This window comes from Rubrivivax benzoatilyticus JA2 = ATCC BAA-35, from assembly GCF_000190375.1.
GTDB classification, from domain to species: Bacteria; Pseudomonadota; Gammaproteobacteria; order Burkholderiales; family Burkholderiaceae_C; genus Rubrivivax; species Rubrivivax benzoatilyticus.
This window is the reverse complement of record NZ_AEWG01000105.1, coordinates 1-17960: the sequence shown is the minus strand read 5'-3', so window position 1 is coordinate 17960 and position 17960 is coordinate 1. Positions and strand designations below refer to the sequence as shown.

The 17960-nt window shown below is 71.7% G+C and carries 19 protein-coding genes; 12 read left to right on the top strand and 7 right to left on the bottom strand.

Annotation, left to right across the window (positions count from 1 at the left end; all coding sequences use genetic code 11):
* Positions 1–91: 91 nt before the first annotated feature.
* From RBXJA2T_RS12180 to RBXJA2T_RS12170, 3 genes are all read left to right on the top strand, one after another.
* Complete coding sequence (locus RBXJA2T_RS12180) at positions 92–1588, top strand: M81 family metallopeptidase (protein ID WP_009857683.1); 1497 nt, start codon at positions 92–94, stop codon at positions 1586–1588.
* 81 nt (positions 1589–1669) lie between these two features.
* The gene (locus RBXJA2T_RS12175) at positions 1670–2527 is read left to right on the top strand and encodes a basic amino acid ABC transporter substrate-binding protein (RefSeq protein WP_009857682.1); all 858 of its coding nucleotides are present in this window, start codon (positions 1670–1672) and stop codon (positions 2525–2527) included.
* Between the two features lie 12 nt (positions 2528–2539).
* Positions 2540–3292: an amino acid ABC transporter permease gene (locus tag RBXJA2T_RS12170; RefSeq protein WP_009857681.1), complete on the top strand. Its 753-nt coding sequence runs from the start codon at positions 2540–2542 to the stop codon at positions 3290–3292.
* Between the two features lie 63 nt (positions 3293–3355).
* Here RBXJA2T_RS12170 and RBXJA2T_RS12165 read toward each other — a convergent pair whose 3' ends face one another.
* Positions 3356–3955, bottom strand: coding sequence for a MarC family protein (locus tag RBXJA2T_RS12165; protein ID WP_029718905.1), 600 nt, complete (start codon positions 3953–3955; stop codon positions 3356–3358).
* 196 nt (positions 3956–4151) lie between these two features.
* Here RBXJA2T_RS12165 and RBXJA2T_RS12160 point away from each other — a divergent pair, with 196 nt between their 5' ends.
* A complete protein-coding gene (locus tag RBXJA2T_RS12160) occupies positions 4152–5105 on the top strand; it encodes a porin (RefSeq protein WP_009857679.1) in 954 nt (317 codons plus the stop codon).
* 94 nt (positions 5106–5199) lie between these two features.
* Here the strand turns inward: RBXJA2T_RS12160 and rocD are convergent, their stop codons facing one another.
* The gene (gene rocD / locus RBXJA2T_RS12155) at positions 5200–6432 is read right to left on the bottom strand and encodes an ornithine--oxo-acid transaminase (protein WP_009857678.1); all 1233 of its coding nucleotides are present in this window, start codon (positions 6430–6432) and stop codon (positions 5200–5202) included.
* Positions 6433–6538: 106 nt separating this feature from the next.
* Here rocD and RBXJA2T_RS12150 point away from each other — a divergent pair, with 106 nt between their 5' ends.
* Positions 6539–7006 (top strand): Lrp/AsnC family transcriptional regulator, encoded by a 468-nt coding sequence (locus RBXJA2T_RS12150; RefSeq protein ID WP_009857677.1) that lies wholly within the window; start codon positions 6539–6541, stop codon positions 7004–7006.
* Positions 7007–7009: 3 nt separating this feature from the next.
* On the opposite strand, the gene xerD is transcribed toward RBXJA2T_RS12150, so the two are convergent.
* Genes xerD through RBXJA2T_RS12135 form a run of 3 tightly spaced genes read right to left on the bottom strand, consistent with a single transcriptional unit; the run spans position 7010 to position 9563 of the window.
* Positions 7010–7942 (bottom strand): site-specific tyrosine recombinase XerD, encoded by a 933-nt coding sequence (gene xerD / locus RBXJA2T_RS12145; protein ID WP_009857676.1) that lies wholly within the window; start codon positions 7940–7942, stop codon positions 7010–7012.
* Positions 7939–8907, bottom strand: coding sequence for a tripartite tricarboxylate transporter substrate binding protein BugE (locus RBXJA2T_RS12140; RefSeq protein WP_009857675.1), 969 nt, complete (start codon positions 8905–8907; stop codon positions 7939–7941). The genes xerD and RBXJA2T_RS12140 overlap by 4 nt, the downstream gene beginning before the upstream one ends.
* Before the next feature lie 59 nt (positions 8908–8966).
* The gene (locus RBXJA2T_RS12135) at positions 8967–9563 is read right to left on the bottom strand and encodes a chalcone isomerase family protein (protein ID WP_009857674.1); all 597 of its coding nucleotides are present in this window, start codon (positions 9561–9563) and stop codon (positions 8967–8969) included.
* Between the two features lie 84 nt (positions 9564–9647).
* Between RBXJA2T_RS12135 and RBXJA2T_RS12130 the strand changes: the two genes are divergently transcribed.
* Entirely contained in the window at positions 9648–10550 is a 903-nt protein-coding gene (locus RBXJA2T_RS12130; RefSeq protein WP_009857673.1) for an AEC family transporter, read from the top strand.
* Here RBXJA2T_RS12130 and queG read toward each other — a convergent pair.
* Positions 10463–11623, bottom strand: a complete 1161-nt coding sequence (queG, locus tag RBXJA2T_RS12125; protein WP_029718906.1) for a tRNA epoxyqueuosine(34) reductase QueG — start codon at positions 11621–11623, stop codon at positions 10463–10465. The two genes, RBXJA2T_RS12130 and queG, sit on opposite strands and share 88 nt — an antisense overlap.
* Between queG and tsaE the strand changes: the two genes are divergently transcribed.
* Both tsaE and RBXJA2T_RS12115 read left to right on the top strand, forming a co-directional pair.
* Positions 11561–12091 carry a tRNA (adenosine(37)-N6)-threonylcarbamoyltransferase complex ATPase subunit type 1 TsaE gene (gene tsaE, locus RBXJA2T_RS12120; RefSeq protein ID WP_009857671.1) on the top strand — a complete coding sequence of 177 codons (531 nt, stop codon included), beginning with the start codon at positions 11561–11563 and terminating at the stop codon, positions 12089–12091. The two genes, queG and tsaE, sit on opposite strands and share 63 nt — an antisense overlap.
* On the top strand, positions 12088–13434 hold the full coding sequence (locus tag RBXJA2T_RS12115; RefSeq protein WP_009857670.1) for an N-acetylmuramoyl-L-alanine amidase: 1347 nt from the start codon (positions 12088–12090) through the stop codon (positions 13432–13434). Before tsaE ends, RBXJA2T_RS12115 begins: the two co-directional genes overlap by 4 nt.
* A 1-nt stretch (position 13435) precedes the next feature.
* Here the strand turns inward: RBXJA2T_RS12115 and RBXJA2T_RS12110 are convergent, their stop codons facing one another.
* Positions 13436–14086 carry a DedA family protein gene (locus RBXJA2T_RS12110; protein ID WP_009857669.1) on the bottom strand — a complete coding sequence of 217 codons (651 nt, stop codon included), beginning with the start codon at positions 14084–14086 and terminating at the stop codon, positions 13436–13438.
* 39 nt (positions 14087–14125) lie between these two features.
* Here RBXJA2T_RS12110 and RBXJA2T_RS12105 point away from each other — a divergent pair, with 39 nt between their 5' ends.
* From RBXJA2T_RS12105 to mutL, 4 genes are all read left to right on the top strand, one after another.
* A complete protein-coding gene (locus tag RBXJA2T_RS12105; protein WP_009857668.1) occupies positions 14126–15922 on the top strand; it encodes an ATP-binding protein in 1797 nt (598 codons plus the stop codon).
* Positions 15923–15927: 5 nt separating this feature from the next.
* Positions 15928–16269, top strand: a complete 342-nt coding sequence (locus RBXJA2T_RS12100) for a hypothetical protein (RefSeq protein ID WP_009857667.1) — start codon at positions 15928–15930, stop codon at positions 16267–16269.
* A gap of 150 nt (positions 16270–16419) precedes the next feature.
* Positions 16420–16881 (top strand): hypothetical protein, encoded by a 462-nt coding sequence (locus RBXJA2T_RS12095; protein ID WP_009857666.1) that lies wholly within the window; start codon positions 16420–16422, stop codon positions 16879–16881.
* The coding region (gene mutL / locus RBXJA2T_RS12090) for a DNA mismatch repair endonuclease MutL (RefSeq protein WP_009857665.1) at positions 16878–17960 on the top strand (1083 nt) is incomplete at its 3' end. The genes RBXJA2T_RS12095 and mutL, both read left to right, overlap by 4 nt.

The window sequence follows — 17960 nt, the reverse complement described above, 5'->3', positions numbered from 1 at the left end:
CACTCCAGGCAAAGGGCACAATTTTAAGGATGACGCAGCATCTCGACACCTTGGGGGCCTTGGCAGACCTGACGCTGCGGGCGACGGCCTGATGCGGGTCCTCGTCGCCGGTTTCCAGCACGAGACCAACACCTTCGCGCCGACGAAGGCCGGCTGGCCGGCCTTCCTGGCCGGCGACGCCTTCCCCGAGTTCACACGCGGCGAGGCGATGCTCGAGCGCCTGGCGCCGACCTCGCTGCCGATGGCCGGCTTCATCGCCGACGCGCGCGAGCGCGGCTGGACGCTGCTGCCGTCGATCTGGGCCGGCGCGTCGCCGTCGGCCCAGGTCACGCACGACGCCTTCGAGCGTCTGGCCGCCATGCTGCTCGACGACGCGCGTAGCGGCGGCTTCGACGCCGTCTACCTCGACCTGCACGGCGCCGCCGTCGCCGAGCACGTCGACGACTGCGAAGGCGAACTGCTCGAACGCCTGCGCGCCGTCGTCGGCCCGGCAGTGCCGGTCGTCGCCAGCCTGGACCTGCACGCCAACATTGGCGCCCGGCTGCTGCGCCACGCCGACGCGCTGACCGTGTTCCGCACCTATCCGCACGTCGACATGGCCGAGACCGGCGCCCGCGCCGCGGGCCTGCTGGCCGAACGCGTCTCGGGCGGGGCCTTCGTCACGCGGTCCCGCCGCCTGCCGTTCCTGCTGCCGATCAACGCCCAGTGCACGCGGGTCGAGCCGGCGGCCGGCGTGATGGCCGACCTGGCGACGCTGGAGGCGCAGAGCGGCGTGCACCTCGGCCTGGCCTTCGGCTTCCCGGCGGCCGACGTGCCGCACTGCGGGCCGGTGGTCTTCGGTCACGGCCGCGACGCCGAGACCGTCGAGGCCAACGTGATGGCGCTGGCCGAGAACCTGATCGACGCGCGCGAGGAGTTCGCCGTCGAGCTGCCCGATGCCCGCGAGGCCGTCGCCGAGGCGCTGCGCGCCGCGCGCCACGCCGAGCGGCCGGTGGTCATCGCCGACACCCAGGACAACCCCGGCGCCGGCGCCGACGCCAACACCACCGGGCTGCTGCACGCGCTGCTCGACGCCGGTGCCGGCCGGCGCTATCCCGGTGCGGTGGCGCTCGGGCTGATGCACGACCCCGAGGCGGCGCGTGCCGCGCACGCCGCCGGCGTCTGCGCGGGGCTGGAGCTGACGCTCGGCCGCAGCGTGCGCTGCGCCGACGGGCGCGACAGCGAGCCGCCGTTGCAGGTCCGCACCACCGTGCTCGCGCTGCACGACGGCGAGGTCGCGCTGCACGGCCCGATGACCGCCGGCAACACCGTGCACCTGGGCCCCTGCGCCTGCCTGGACGTCGACGGCGTGCGCGTGCTCGTCACCAGCGGCAAGGGCCAGCTGATCGACGAGGCGCTGTGCCGTTTCCTCGGTGTCGAGCCGCGGGCACTGAAACTGCTTGTCGTGAAGAGCTCGGTGCACTTCCGGGCCGCGTTCACGACGATCGCCTCGCGCATCGTCGTCGCTCGTGCGCCCGGGCCCATGCCCGCCGATCCGACCGAGCTCGACTGGACCCGTCTGCCGCAGGACATCGCGCGCCGCCCTTGATTTGGCACGCGCCTCGTGCTGAAAAAAGCAGCGGACCCACGAGTACACTTCGCGGGCCTCAACCCTTCCTGTCCCAACCCCATGACCCAGATTACGACCCGTCGCTTCCTGCAGACGGCCGCGGTTCTCGCGGCCGGCATCGTGCTCGCCGCCTGCGGCAAGAAGGAGGAGCCGGCTGCCGTCGAACCGGCAGCTTCGGCGCCCGCCCCGGCCCCCGCGCCCACCGTCTACGCGGTCGGCACCGACGCCGCCTACGCTCCGTTCGAGAGCCAGGACGAGAAGGGCGAGATCGTCGGCTTCGACATCGACGTGCTGAAGGCCATCGCCGCCAAGGCCGGCTTCGAGGTCAAGTTCATCAACACCCCCTGGGAAGGCATCTTCAATTCCCTGGGCCAGGGTGACCGCGACATCGTCATCTCGGCGGTGACGATCACCGACGAGCGCAAGCAGACGCTGGACTTCAGCGACGCCTACTTCGACGCCGCCCAGCTGATCGCCGTGCGCGACAACAGCAAGGTCACCAAGTTCGCCGACCTGAAGAAGCTGAAGGTCGGCGTGCAGACCGGCACCACCGGCGACGAAGCCGTCACCAAGCTGCAGGGCAAGACCAGCACGAACATCAAGCGCTTCGAGTCGACGCCGCTGGCGCTGAAGGAGCTCGAGTCGGGCGGTGTCGACGCGGTCGTCGCCGACAACGGCGTCGTGATCCACCACGTCGCCAACAACCCGGGCGCCAAGTTCAAGACCATCAGCGACACCGAGTTCGCGCCGGAGCAGTACGGCATCGCCGTCAAGAAGGGCAACACCGCGGTGCTCGAGAAGATCAACCAGGGTCTCGCCGGCATCAAGGCCGACGGCACCTACGACCAGATCTACACCAAGTACTTCGGCGCGCCGCCGGCCAAGGCTGAAGCGCCGGCGTCGGCTGCGTCGAACTGATCCGGGACGGCGATGGATCTTCGCTGGGAGATCCTCGCCGGCTACGGGCCGCTGTTCGCCAGCGGCCTGCTGATGACGATCAAGCTCACGCTGGTCGCCATCGGCGCCGGGTTGATCCTGGGGGTGCTGTTCGGGCTGGTGAGCAGCTCGGCCGACGCGCCCCAACCGACATCACGTCCGCTGGCCCTGCTGTTGCGCGCGGCCCGCGGCATCACGCTCGCCTACGTCACGTTCTTCCGCGGCACGCCGCTGTTCGTGCAGATCCTGCTGGTGCACTTCGCGCTGATGCCGGCGCTGGTGCATCCCGACCACGGCCTGCTGATCTCGGGCGAGACGGCACGCATGTTCCGCCAGGAACACGGCGCCTTCCTGTCCGGCTGCGTCGCGCTGAGCCTCAACGCCGGGGCGTACATCAGCGAGATCTTCCGCGCGGGGATCCTGTCGATCCACCGCGGGCAGACGCAGGCCGCCTACAGCGTCGGGCTGACGCACGCGCAGGCGATGCGCTACGTCGTCCTGCCGCAGGCCTTCCGGCGCATGGTGCCGGCGCTGGTGAACGAGGGCGTCACGCTGATCAAGGACTCGTCGCTGGTGTCCGCCATCGGCCTGGCCGAGCTCGCGCTGGCGGCACGCACCGTGGCCGGGGCGTACTCGCGCTACTGGGAGCCCTACCTCGCGATCTCCGCGATGTACCTGGTGCTGACGCTGACGCTGTCGCTGCTGGCCAAGCGCCTGGAAGCCCCTGCGCATCTGCGCGGACGCTGACGCGCCGTCACGGCATGCAGGCCGGCCGCCCTTCGGGGCCGCCGGCCTTTTTCCTGCCCGCGTTCAGGTCTCGAAGAAGTAGCGCTTGAGGCCGGCGAGGATCATCTCGATCGCCACCGCGGTCAGCACCAGGCCCATCAGCTTCTCGATCGCCGCGACCATCGACGAGCCGAGCAGGTTGCGGATGCGGTCGGCAGCCAGCAGCACGACGCCCGAGACCAGCATCGCCGCGGTCAGCGCGCCGAACCACTGCGCCATGTTGTCCGGCTGGCGCGAGGCCAGCAGCAGCACGGTGGCCATCGCCGACGGCCCGGCCAGCAGCGGCACCGCCAGCGGGAAGATGAACGGCTCGCGCCCGCGGCCGTCGGCCGCGTAGACCTCGCCGCCGGTGGCGAAGATCATGCGCACCGCGATGATCAGCAGGATGACGCCGCCGGCGACCTCCAGCGAACGCTCGGACAGCCGCATCAGCGACAGGAAGGCCTGGCCGCCGACCATGAAGGCCGCGAGCACCAGGAAGGCGATCGTCGCTTCGCGGATGGCGACGAGACGGCGGCGTGCCGGGTCCACGCCGCGCAACACCGAGATGAAGATCGGCAGGCTGCCGAAGGGGTCGAGCACCAGCAGCAGCAGAACGAAAGCCGAGAGAAAGTCGTGATCCATGGCGCCATTGTCGCCGCCGCCGAAGACGGTCACGCCGCGCTCCGCTGTTGCGCGAAAGCCGCAATCGGGCGTCACGAAGCCGCCATATGACAGGGGTGCACCGGGTTTGCCCGAGGCGGGGTCGTAGACTTGCGGCGAACCCCGGAGACAGACTTCATGAAGAGCTTCGGGGTCTAACGTAAAGGACGAAACGACTATGAAGCGCACCCTGATCGCTCTCGCGTGCCTGGCCTCGACGGCCGCGTTCGCGCAAAGCAACGTCACGATCTACGGCCGCCTGAACACGACGGTCGAGAACCAGAAGAACATCGACTCGGCTGACTCGAAGACGGTTCTGAACAACGTCGCCTCGCGCCTGGGCTTCAAGGGCACGGAAGATCTGGGCGGCGGCCTGAAGGCCCTGTTCCTGATCGAGCACCGCTTCGCCAGCGACACCGGTGTCGCCGCCGACGAGTTCTGGTCCGGCGACGCGTTCGTGGGCCTGGAAACGCCGTACGGTACCGTCCGCGCCGGCCGCATCACCAGCCCGGCGTACTACGCCACGGCCGACTACGTCAGCCTGCACAACCACGACACCGGCACCTCGGCCGATGCGTTCTACGCCGCTGCCAGCCAGCCGAAGAACACGGTCGCCTACCTGACCCCGTCGTTCGGTGGCCTGACCGCCGAGTTCGCCTACTCGGCCGACGAAGACGTCAACAAGCCCTTCACCAAGACCTGGCAAGCCGCCGTCAACTACGACGCCGGCCCGCTGCACCTGGGTGCCGGCTACGACGAGAACGACTACGGCGACAAGCAAGTCGCGCTGCGTGGCCTGTACGAACTGGGCGCCATCACCCTGGGCGGCTACTACCAGCTGGCCGACAGCAAGGACATCGGCAAGCGCAACTCGATCCGTGGCGCGGTCCAGTACACGCTGGGTGCCAGCGAGTTCCACGTGAACGTCGGCTGGGCCGACGACTGGGATGACGTCAGCAAGAGCGGCGCCGTCCAGTACACGCTGGGCTACAACTACAACCTGTCGAAGCGCACCAAGGTCTACGCCTTCTACACCGCCATCAACAACGACAGCGGCGCCGCCTACGGCACGGAAGTCGACTTCGGCAAGGATCCGCGCTCGTTCGGCGTCGGCATCCGCCACAACTTCTGATCGGTTTCCGACCGTCAGTCAAAAGCCGGTCGCAAGACCGGCTTTTTTCTTGCCCGCTCGCGGCGTGACGGCCGCGGCAGGCCAGACCCCCGACTCAGCCGCCGCAGGCCTTCAGCGCGCGGGCGAAAGCCGCGACGGCGAAGTCGATCTGCGGCGCATCGATGACCAGCGGTGGCGCCAGCCGCACGACGGTGCCGTGCGTGTCCTTGGTCAGCACGCCCTGGGCCATCAGCGCTTCGCAGACGGCACGCGCCGAGGCGAAACCGGGCGCGAGTTCGACGCCGACGAGCAGGCCGCGGCCACGCACTTCCCGCACCGCCGGGTGCGCCAGGGCCTGCAGCGCGCCGATCAGGCGTTCACCCATCGCCGCGGCACGTTCGGCCAGCCGTTCGCGCTCCAGCAGATCCAGCGCCGCCAGCCCGACCGCCGCAGCCAGCGGGTTGCCGCCGAAGGTGCTGCCGTGGTCGCCGGGCGTGAACTGCGCCATCACGTCCTCGCGCGCGAGGAAGGCGCTGACCGGCAGCAGGCCGCCGCCGAGCGCCTTGCCCAGCGTCAGACCGTCGGGCACGACGTCCTCGTGGTCGACCGCCAGGCGCCGGCCGGTGCGGCCGAGCCCGGTCTGGATCTCGTCGCAGAGCAGCAGCACGTTGCGGCGCGTGCAGAGCTCGCGTGCGGCGCGCAGGTAGCCCGGTGGCGGCACGACGATGCCGGCCTCGCCCTGGATCGGCTCGAGCAGCACGGCGCAAGTGTGTTCGCCGATCGCCGCCTCCAGCGCCGCGAGGTCGCCGAACGGCACCGTGTCGAAACCCGGCGCGAACGGGCCGAAGCCGTCGCGGTACTGGGCTTCGCTGGAGAAGCCGACGATGGTCGTCGTGCGACCGGCAAAGTTGCGGGCGGCGACGACGATGCGCGCCTGGCCGTCCGGGATGCCCTTGACCTTGTAGCCCCACTTGCGCGCCGCCTTCAGCGCCGTCTCGACGGCCTCGGCGCCGCTGTTCATCGGCAGCGCACGGTCCATGCCGGTCAGCGTGCACAGGCGTTCCAGGAAGGGCCCGAGCCGGTCGCTGTGAAACGCGCGCGAGGTCACGGCCAGCCGCGCCGCCTGTTCGGTGAGCGCCGCCACCAGCACCGGATGGCCGTGACCGAAGCTGACGGCCGAGTACGCGCTCATCATGTCCAGATAGCGCCGGCCCTCGGTGTCGCGCAGCCAGACGCCCTCGCCGCGCGTCAGCACGACCGGCAGCGGGTGGTAGTTGTGCGCGCCGAAACGCGCCTCGAGTTCGATCGGCGACGGCCGGATCGCGGTGGGGTGCAGACGGTCGTTCATGCACCACACTGTGCCCAGGCAGCGAGGAAATGTGCTTTCCAGATGCTGCGTGGCAAAGCCATTTCGATGCAAGATTCTTTCTCCAGATCGACTGAAAGGATGCACCGTGACCGATCTTGATGCCATCGACCGCAAGATCGTCGCCGAGCTACAGCGCGACGGCCGCGTCTCCAACGTCGAACTCGCCACCCGCGTGCACCTGTCGGCGCCGCAATGCCTGCGGCGCACGCGCGCGCTGGAGGAACGCGGCGTGCTGCGCGGCTACGGTGCGCGTGTCGACGCCGCCGCGCTGGGCTACGGCGTCACCGCCTTCGTCAGCCTGAACATCCACGGCGGCGCCTTCGATCGCGTGCGCGACATCGAGGCGCGCATCCGCGACTTCCCGCAGATCCTCGAGTGCCACACCGTCAGCGGCGACTGCGACTACCTGCTGAAGGTCGTCGCACACGACCTGAAGGCGCTGTCGCAGTTCCTGACCGACCGGCTGATGCAGATCCCCGGCGTCGACGACGTGCGCTCGATGATCTGCCTGGAGGAGATCAAGCCGCAGGCGCCGCTGCCGACCGACGGCTGAGCCTCAGCCGCGCGGATGGTGGCGGGCGTGCAGCTGGCGCAGCCGCTCGCGCGCGACGTGGGTGTAGATCGTCGTCGTGCCGATGTCGGCGTGGCCCAGCAGCATCTGCACCGCGCGCAGGTCGGCGCCGTGGTTCAGCAGATGGGTGGCGAAGGCGTGGCGCAGCGTGTGCGGCGACAGCGGCACGAGGATGCCGGCCGCGCGCGCGTACTTCTTGACCAGCAGCCAGAAGGCCTGGCGCGTCATCGCGCCGCCGCGCGCGGTGACGAAGAGCGCGTCGCTGGCCTGGCCGCCGAGGATCGCCGCGCGGGCCTCGCCGAGATAGCGTTGGAGCCAGCCGTGCGCCTCCTCGCCGAACGGCACGATGCGTTCCTTGGAGCCCTTGCCGACGACACGCAGCACGCCTTCGGCCAGCCCCAGGTGCACGCTCTTCAGGCCGACGAGCTCGCTGACACGCAGCCCGCTGCCGTACATCAGCTCGAGCATCGCGCGGTCGCGCAGGCCGAGCGCGGTGTCGGTCTCGGGCGCGGCCAGCAGCGCCTCGACCTGGCGTTCGCTCAGGCTCTTGGGCACCCGCAGCGGCTGGCGCGCCGACTGCAGGCGCAGCGTCGGGTCGGCGGCGACGAGGTGCTCGCGCAGCGCCCAGCGGAAGTAACGCTTGAAGACGGTGAGCCGGCGGTTGGCCGTCGTCGCGCGCGTCGCCGTGTGTCGTTCGGCGATGTAGGCCAGCAGGTCGGCCTCGCGGCTGTCGTCCAGGCGCTTGGCGTGGCGGCGTGCCAGCCAGCCGGCGTACAGCGTCAGGTCGCGGCGGTAGGCGGCCAGCGTCAGCGGCGCCAGCCCGTCCTCGATCCACAGCGCGTCGACGAAACGGTCGATCGAGGCGGCACTGGCGGCCGCCTCGGCACCGGCCGGCGCGTCGACGGGCTCGGCGCTCACTCCAGCGTCAGCTTGGCCGACTGCACGACCTTCTTGTAGACCTCGTACTCGGCCTTGATCTGATCGCCGAACTCCTTCGGGCTGTTGGCGACGATCAGCGAGCCGGTGTCCTCGATGCGCTTCTTCACCTCGGGCAGCATCACGGTCGTCTTCACCGCGGCGTGGATCTTGTCGACGACCTCCTTGGGCAGGTTCTTCGGCCCGTAGACGCCGTAGAAGGCCATGCGGTTCACCGGCTCCAGGCCGACTTCCTTGAAGGTCGGCACGTTGGGCAGCACTGCCAGGCGCTGCGGCGCCGCGACGACGATCGCGATCAGCCGGCCGTCCTTGATGAACGGCAGCGCCGACGGCAGGTTGTCGAACATGATCTGCACCTGCCCGGCCACCGTGTCGTTGAGCGCCGGGCCGGCGCCGCGGTACGGGATGTGGGTGATGAAGACGCCGGCAAGGCTCTTGAACAGTTCGGTCTGCAGGTGGCCGATGCCGCCGGTGCCCGAGCTCGAGTAGCTGTACTTGCCCGGGTTCTTCTTCAGCTCGGCGAGAAATCCCTTGTAGTCACGCGCCGGGAAGCTCGGGTGCACGACGATGACGTTGGGCGTGGCCGCGATGTTGATGATCGGCGTGAAGTCGGTCAGCGGGTTGTACGGCACCTTCGGGTTGATCGCCGGATTCGAGGCCACCGAGGACACGGTGGCCACGCCCAGCGCGTAGCCGTCGGGCTGGGCCTTCGCGGTGTCGTTGGCGCCGATGATGCCGCCGCCGCCGGCCTTGTTCTCGACGACCATGGTCTGGCCCAGCGCCGGCGTGATCTTGTCGGCCACGGTGCGCGCGATGATGTCCGTCGTGCCGCCGGGCGCGAACGGCACGACCAGCTTGACCGGCTTGGCCGGATAGCCCTGGGCCCAGGCAGCCAGCGGTGCGGCCAGGCAGGCCAGGAACAGCGCGGACAGCGTTCTTCTCTTCATGCGGGCAGTCTCCATTCGTCGGTTGGGTGGGAACGGGGTCTGCGGCCGATTGTGGGTGATCAACGCGGCGGCTGTCCGAGCAATCCGGCCTTCAGCCGCTCGTCCACGGGGCGAACACCGAGAAAGATCCGCAACACCGCGGCGTACAGGTCCTCGCCGGGCAGGTCGGCCCCCCCGGCTCTGCCGTTCATCGAGAACACGAGGCCACGCCCGGGCAGGTAGTCCAGGTTCACGACGTCGCCCTTCTTGACCTGGCCGGTGGCCAGCACCTGGGCGTTGAAGTCCGCCTGGCGCTGGGCCAGCGCCGGCTGCTCGGCCGGCGGCGTGTTGCGCCGGAAGCCCTTGTCGATGGCCTTGACGAACTCCTTGGCCGGCGCGGTCTGCAGCATGCGCAGCTGGATGCGCTTGGCGCCGGGCGCGGCCAGCACCTCGGGCACGGTGCTCGCGCGGCGGCTCAGGTAGAGCCCTGCGGCATAGCCGTCGATCCAGGCCACCGAGCGCGTGCCGACGCCGTTGAGCACGAGGTCGGCCCCGCCGACGTGCATCGTCGCCGGGAAGGTCTGGCCGGCGATCGTCAGCTGCGCAGCAGCCGGTCGCACGAGCAGCAGGCCGCCAGCGGCGGCGGCGGCGAGCAGAAGGCGGCGTTGTTCGTTCATCGTCGTCCGGGGAATCATCGGCCCTTTGTACAACGCCGCGGCAAGTCCCGCCGCCGACCGGGGCGCTGGCACACTGCGCCTCCGATGCCCGACCTGCTGCTGCTCGCCCCCGATTTCCTGCTGATCGTCGCCGGCTACCTGATCTGCCGCCACACGCCGCTGGGGCGCGGCGTCTGGGACGGTGCCGAGCGCCTCGTCTACTACGTGCTGTTCCCGGCGCTGCTGTTCGGCAGCATCGTGCGCGAGCCGCTGTCGCTGGGCGCGATGCTGCCGCTGGCCGGCAGCGGGCTGGCCATCGTCGCCGCCGGCGTCGTGCTGGCCTACGCGCTGGCGCATGCGCCGGGCGTGGACGCGCGGCTGCACGCCTCGGGCGCGCAGACGGCGTTCCGCTTCAACTCCTACGTCGGCCTGGCGGTCGCGGCACGCATCGCCGGCGCCGACGGCGTGGCCTGGACGGCGCTGCTGATCTCGCTGTGCGTGCCGCTGTGCAACATCGCCGCGGTCTGGCCGCTGGCGCGCCACGGCGGCCACGGCTACGCACGCGAGCTGCTGCGCAACCCGCTGATCCTGGCCACCGCCTCGGGGCTGGTGTTCAACCTGCTGGGATTGCGGCTGCCCGAGCTGCTGTCCGGCGCGCTGGGGCGTGTCGGTTCGGCGGCGGTGCCGATCGGGCTGATGGCCGTCGGCGCCGGGCTGCAGTTCGGCGCCCTGCGCGAAGGGCCGAAGCTCGCCGCCGCGCTGCTGGCGATCCGCCACCTGGCGCTGCCGGCGCTGGCGCTGGCGATCGTCATCGGGCTGGACCTGCCGCCGGGCCAGCAGGCGACGGTGGTCGCCTTCGCCGCGCTGCCCACCGCGTCCAGCGCCTACGTGCTGGCCACGCGCATGGGCGGGCACGGCGGCTACGTCGCCGGCCTGGTGACGCTGTCGACGCTGGTCGCGATGGCCGGGCTGCCGCTGGCGCTGGCGGCGCTGGCCGCGCTGCGCTGAGCCAGCGCCCAGTCGACGTGCTCGGCGACGATTTCGCCGGCGGCGTCGCGCCCGGTGGCCAGCGCCGCGGCCAGCACCGGGTCGTCGGCCACACGCAGGCTGTTGCCGGCGGCCACCGCCAGGTTGCGCCGCCAGCGTCGCCAGCCGATGCGGCGGATCGGGCTGCCTTCGGTGCGCTTCAGGAAGTCGGCCTCGCCCCAGGACCACAGCGACAGCAGCGTCGGCGCCGCGAGGTCGGCGCGCCAGTCGAAGTCGGGCAAGGACGCGCGGCGCGCGTACTTGTTCCACGGGCAGGCCGTCTGGCAGTCGTCGCAGCCGTAGATGCGCTGGCCGAGCGCCGGCCGCAGCTCGACGGGAACGGGGTCGTCGGTCTCGATCGTCAGGTAGCTGATGCAGCGCCGTGCGTCGACGCGCCATGGCGCGACGATGGCCCGCGTCGGGCAGGCGTCCAGGCAGGCCGTGCAGCTGCCGCAGTGCGGCGCCTCGGGCGCGGTGACCGGCAGCGCCAGATCGACGTAGATCTCGCCGAGGAAGAAGGTGGAGCCGGCTTCGCGCGACAGCGTCAGCGTGTGCTTGCCGCGCCAGCCGATGCCGCTGCGCGAGGCGAGCTCGACCTCCAGCACCGGCGCCGAATCGACGAAGACGCGGTGGCCGAAAGGCCCGATCTCGGCTGCCAGCCGGTCGGCCAGGCGCTGCAGCCGCGTGCGCAGCACCTTGTGATAGTCGCGGCCGCGGGCGTAGACCGAGATCACCGCCTCGCCGGGCGCCGCCAGCCGGCGCTGCTCGGCCTCGCGCCAGTCCTGGGCCAGGTCGCGCGGCAGGTAGTCCATGCGCGCGGTGATCACGCGCACCGTGCCCGGCACCAGCTCGGCCGGGCGCGCACGCTTCAGGCCGTGGGCGGCCATGTAGGCCATCGAACCGTGGAAGCCGGCCTCCAGCCAGGCGAGCAGGCCCGGCTCGGCCGAGGCCAGGTCGATGTCGGCCACGCCGATCTGGGAGAATCCCGCCTCATGCGCCCAGATCCGCAGTCGTGCGAGCACGGAGGGCCCGTCGACGTGTCGTTCGGTTCGCATCCGACGATTCTAGAGAGCCGCCTCGTCACCTGGCCCGACGAGGCCGCTTGTGCCGCCTGGGCCGCCGCGCTCGCCGCGCGGCCCGAACTCCGCGACGCCTACCTCGAACTCGACGGCCCGCTCGGCGCCGGCAAGACCACCTTCGTGCGCCAGCTGCTGCGTGCGCTGGGCGTCGCCGGGCGCATCAAGAGCCCCACCTACGCCGTCGTCGAGCCCTACGTCCTGCCGGACGGGCTGGCGGTCTCGCACTTCGACTTCTACCGCTTCGACGACCCGCGCGAGTGGGAGGACGCCGGGTTCCGCGACGTCTTCGCCCGCCCCGGGCTGAAGATCGCCGAGTGGCCCGAGAAGGCGCGTGCGGTGCTGCCGCCGCCCGACCTGCGGCTGGCGATCGCGCCGCAGGACGACGAACGCCGCCTCGTCACCGTCGAGGCCTGCACCGCGCGCGGGCGCGCGCTGCTCGCATGAGGCGCCGCCGCCTGGTCGCCGGCGCCGGGCAGCTCGTGCTGCTGCTGACGGCCCCCGGCATCGCCTGGGGCGCCGGCATCGTCGCGGTGCGCGTCTGGCCGGCGGCCGACTACACCCGGCTGACGATCGAGTCCGACGGCCCGCTGGTGGCGCGCCACTTCGTCACCGAGGCGCCCGAGCGCCTGGTCATCGACCTCGAGGGCCTGGAGCTCAGCCCGCTGCTGCGCGACATCGTCGGCAAGATCCGCCCCGACGACCCGTACATCGCCGGCGTGCGTGTCGGCCAGTTCCAGGCGCGGGTGGTGCGTCTGGTGCTCGACCTGAAGCAGACGGTGGCGCCGCAGCAGTTCACGCTCGCCCCGGTGGCGGCCTACCAGCACCGGCTGGTCTTCGACCTCTACCCCAAGGCCGAGACCGACCCGCTGCTGGCGCTGATCCGCGAGAAGGAGTCCGCCGAGCGCGACGCGGCCAAGGCGGTGGAAGACGCGTTGGGCGAACTGATCGCCCGCGTCGACAAACCCGGCCTGCCGCAGCCGACGCCGAGCCGGCCGCCGGCGCCGGTGCCGCCGCTGCAGACCCCCGCCCCCGAGAAGGAGGCGCCGCCGACCGACGCCGAACGCCGCCGCGTCGACCGCCTGATCATCGTCGCGCTGGACCCCGGCCACGGCGGCGAGGACCCGGGCGCGATCGGCCCGACCGGGCTGCGCGAGAAGGACGTCGTGCTCGCCGTCGGCCTGGCGCTGCGCGACAAGCTCAACGCCGTGCCCGGCATGCGCGTGATGATGACGCGCGACGCCGACTTCTTCGTGCCGCTGCACGAGCGCGTGCGCAAGGCGCGGCGCGTGCAGGCGGACCTGTTCGTCTCGATCCATGCCGACGCCTTCATGCGCCCCGAGGCGCGCGGCGCGAGCGTCTTCGCGCTGTCGACCAAGGGCGCGTCCAGCACCGCGGCACGCTGGATGGCGCAGCGCGAGAACGCGGCCGACCGCGTCGGCGGCGTCAACGTCGCCTCCGTGCGCGACGCCCAGGTGCGTCAGGCGCTGCTGGACATGAGCACGACGGCGCAGATCAAGGACAGCCTGAAGCTCGGCCGCGAGGTGCTGTCGCGGCTGGACCGCGTCGGCCGCCTGCACAAGAAGGACGTCGAGCAGGCCGGCTTCGCGGTGCTGAAGGCCCCCGACATCCCGTCGATCCTGGTCGAGACGGCGTTCATCTCGAACCCGGAGGAGGAAGGTCTGCTGCGCGACGCCGGCTACCGCGCGCGCCTCGTCGACGCGCTGGCCACCGGCATCCGCCGCTACTTCGCGAAGAACCCGCCGCTGGCGCGGCAGCGTTCGCTCTGATTCAGGCCGCGCCGGGCGCGGCGCGCCGCGACTTCCAGGCGCCGTAGAGCACGAACAGGCCGGGCACGAGGATCATCGCCCAGATGATGGTGCTGAGGTTGTCCTTCACCCAGGGCAGGTTGCCGAACAGGTAGCCGGCCGTCGTCAGCCCGCCGACCCACAGCAGCGCGCCGCTGACGTCGAACAGCGTGAACTTGCTGCGCGACATCTGCGCCACGCCGGCGACGAAGGGCGCGAAGGTCCGCACGAAGGGCATGAAGCGGCCGGCGATCAGCGTGAAGCCGCCGTAACGTTCGTAAAACGCATGCGTGCGGTCGAACGCGCTGCGGTTGAAGAAGCGCGACTCGTTCCAGCCGAAGACCCGCGGCCCGACGAAGCGGCCGATCGTGTAGTTGCACTGGTTGCCCAGCACCGCCGCGGCGATCAGCAGCCCCATCGCCAGCGGCAGGTTCATGACCCCGGCGCCGCAGAGGGCGCCGACGACGAACAGCAGCGAGTCACCGGGCAGGAACGGCATCACGACGACGCCGGTCTCCACGAAGATGATCGCGAACAGCAGCGCGTACACCCACGCTCCGTAGGCCTGCACGAACGCCGCCAGGTGCACGTCGACGTGAAGGATGAAGTCGACCAACCATTGCACAACTTCCATGGCACCGGATTATCAACGGCTGGTTATGCTCGCTGCCGGATGGGTAACGAGGATCAGCCGTCGACGGACATCGACAGCGCCGTTCGTCGCAGGCTGCTGCACACGGCGCTGCGCAACGCCACCCGCAGCATCTGGATGCTGCTGGCGGCGATGGCGCTCGTCGTGCTGCTCGGCTGGCTGGGCGGGCGGCCGCTGGCCGGTGGCGTGGCGGCGGCCGTCGGCGGCGTCGCGGCGCTGATGCGCCTGCAGCTGGCGCGGCGCCACGCCAGCGAGCCGCCGCGCAGCGACGCCGAGACGGCCCGCGTCGTGCAATGGCTCGACGTCTCGGCGGCCGCCGTCGGGCTGATGTGGGCGCTCTGCACCTTCACCGTCTATCCGGCGCTCGACGAGACCGCACGCACGCTGTACCTGGTGATGGTCTGCGGCTCGATCGCCTACTCGGCGCAGTTCATGGCCATGGCCGGGCGTTCGTTCACCTGGCTGACGCTGCTGCAGGTCGGCTCGATCGTCGTCGTCAGCCTGGTGCTGGACCCGGTGCGCTCGGCGGCGCTGGCGGCGATCGCGCCGCTGTACGGCCTGGCCATGCTCAACGCCTCGCGCGAGCTGCGCACCACGGTCACCGAGTCGCTGCGCCGCGGCCTCGAGGCCGAGGCCGTCAACACCACGCTGCAGCGGGCCAAGCAGGCGGCCGACGCCGCGAGCATCGCCAAGTCGCAGTTCCTGGCGACGATGAGCCACGAGATGCGCACGCCGATGAACGGCATCCTCGGCGCGCTCGACCTGATGCGCGACACGCCGCTGGACAAGCGCCAGCGCGCCCTGGTGCGCACCGCGGTGGCCTCCGGCGAGTCGCTGCTGTGCATCATCGACGACGTGCTCGACCATTCGACGATCGAGTCGGGCAAGCTCAAGCTCGACCCGACGCCGATGTCGATGCACGCCGTCGCGGCCTCGGCCGCGGCGCTGCTGCGCTCCACCGCCGAGCAGCGCGGGCTGAAGGTCGACCTGCAGATCGAGGCCGACGTGCCCGACGCCGTCGTCGGCGACGCCTCGCGGCTCAAGCAGGTGCTGCTGAACCTGATCGGCAACGGCATCAAGTTCACCGAACGCGGCGGCGTGACGCTGCGGCTGTCGCGCGCGCCGGCGCCGCCGGGGATGTGCGGCGTGCGCTTCGAGGTCGCGGACACCGGCATCGGCATCCCGGCCCAGGCCGTGCCCAAGCTGTTCCAGCCCTTCTCGCAGGTCGACGCGACGCGCAGCCGCAGCCACGGCGGCACCGGGCTGGGGCTGTCGATCAGCCAGCGCATCGTCGCCGCGATGGGCGGACGCATCACGGTCGACAGCGTCGAAGGCCGGGGCTCGCGCTTCTCGTTCACGCTGGCGCTGCCGCCGGGGCCGGACCCGGGTTTCGTGAACGCGGCGGCCCCGGACTCCGGCCTGATGCCGCTGGACGCCGCCCCGACGCTGCAGGGCCGCGTGCTGCTGGTCGAGGACAACCCGGTGAATCGCCTGATCGCCGCCGAGATGCTCAAGAGCTGCGGCCTGGACGTCGTCGAGGCCGAGGACGGCCAGCAGGCGCTGGAGACCATCGACCGCGAGCACTTCGACCTGGTGCTGATGGACATCCAGATGCCGGTGCTCGACGGCTACGAGGCCACGCAGCGCATCCGCGAGCGTGAGGCGCGGCTGCGGCTGGCGCGTGTGCCGATCGTCGCGCTGACGGCCAACGCCTTCGACGAGGACGCCGCGCTGTCGTTGGCCGCCGGCATGGACGCGCACCTGTCCAAGCCCTACACGCGCGAGCAGCTGCGCGCGCTGCTCAAACAATGGCTGTGAGCCGCATGCCGCTGGTCCGGCGGCTGCTCGCGCTGCTGCTGGTGCTGACGCTGGCCTGGGCCGGGGTCTCGACGCAGGGCGACGCCGTCGCGGCCGGCGGGCCGGGCGGCGACACCCAGGCGGCGCCGGCCGCGCTGCCCGACGAAGGCACGGTCGCCGAACACCACCTGGACGACACCCCGGCCCAGTCGGCCTGGAGCGGCGAACTGCCGCCGGCCGACAGGCTGCCCGACGCCGCGCCGCTGCCGGCGCCGCCGGCCACGGGCGCCCGGCGCAGCCCGCCGCCACCGGACCGGCGCCATCCCGACGCGCCGCAGGACAGCCGCTTCAAACCGCCGCGCGCCTGAGACGCGGCGAGCGGGGCCGCCGGGTCCGGCTCGCCAGCCCCAGGCTCGAGCGCGGACACGCGCACGACCCTGGCGCTGCACCGACGCCGCCGCCCCGCCTTCGCGGGGCCGTCCGAACGTCCTGCCCTGCCGCTTGCCCGGCAGCTCCCGATGCGCACTCGTTTCCTGGCCGCCGCCGCGCTGGCCCTGGCCCTCGCCGCCTGCACCGACGGCTATCCGAACACCGACGCCCCGACCCCCGACCTGATCCGCCTCGACCAGCCCGGCCGGCTGCAGGCCCTCAACGAAGCCGCCGCCGCGGCCGCGTCGGAGGTCGACTGGCGCTTCCGGCTGCGGCCGGACTGCACGCTGCACGCCGAACGCCGCCGCCTGTTCGGTGTCGACGAGCTCTTCGTGCTGCCGCTGTCCGGCGCCGACCCCCAGCTGCGCGCCAGCGACGGCGCCCGGCGCTTCGAGCTCGTCGCCACCGCGGCCGACGGCCGCGAGCTGAGCGTGTTCGCCACCCGCAGCCGCGTCGACGCGCTGCGCGCCGAACTGGCACTCAAGCTGCTGCGCCGCGACTGCCGCCCCGAAGGCCGCGCCGGGGCCGCTGCCTACAATCCGCGCGGATGACCGCCCCACCCGCCCGCCGTCCGATCCGCGAACTGCCCGACGAACTCGTCAGCCAGATCGCCGCCGGCGAGGTCGTCGAGCGCCCGGCCTCGGTGGTGCGCGAGCTGGTCGACAACGCGCTGGACGCCGGCGCACGTGCCATCGTCGTGCGCCTGGCCGCCGGCGGCGTGCGCAGCATCGTCGTCGAGGACGACGGCTGCGGCATCCCGATGGAGGAGCTGCCGCTGGCGCTGAAGCGCCACGCGACGAGCAAGATCGGCTCGCTGGGCGAGCTGGAGTCGGTGCGCACGATGGGTTTTCGCGGCGAGGCGCTGGCCGCGATCGCGTCGGTGTCCGAGATGGCGATCACCAGCCGCAGCGCCGACGCAGCGCACGGCTGGCGTGTCGACGCACGCAGCGGCGAGCTGCAACCGGCGGCACGCGCCCAGGGCACGACGGTCGAGGTGCACGAGCTGTTCTTCTCGACGCCGGCGCGGCGCAAGTTCCTGAAGAGCGAGGCCACCGAGCTCGCCCACGCCCTGGATGCCGTGCGCCGCCACGCGCTGGCGCGGCCCGACGTCGGTTTCGCCGTCTGGCACGAAGGCCGCGCCGTCGCGCAGTGGCGCGCCGCCGGTGCCGAGCAGCGCCTGGGCGACGTGCTGGGGCGCGACTTCATCACCGCCAGCCGGCCGCTGGAGGCCGCCGCCGGGCCGCTGCAGCTGTGGGGCCGCGCCGGCCAGCCCGAGGCGGCGCGCAGCCGCACCGACCTGCAGTACCTGTTCGTCAACGGCCGCTACGTGCGCGACCGCCTCGTCTCGCACGCCGTGCGCGCCGCCTACGAGGACCAGCTGCACGGCAGCAAGCAGCCGGCCTACGCGCTGTTCCTGCAGATCGAGCCCGAACTCGTCGACGTCAACGTGCACCCGACGAAGATCGAGGTGCGTTTCCGCGACGGGCGTGCGGTGCACCAGGCGGTGCAGCGTGCGCTGGTGGACACGCTGGCCGGCACCCGCGCGGCGGCGGTGCCGGAGCCCAGCCCAGAGCCCGCGGCCGCGGGGCCCGACATCGCCGACACACCCGCGGCGGCCGTGGCGCCGCCG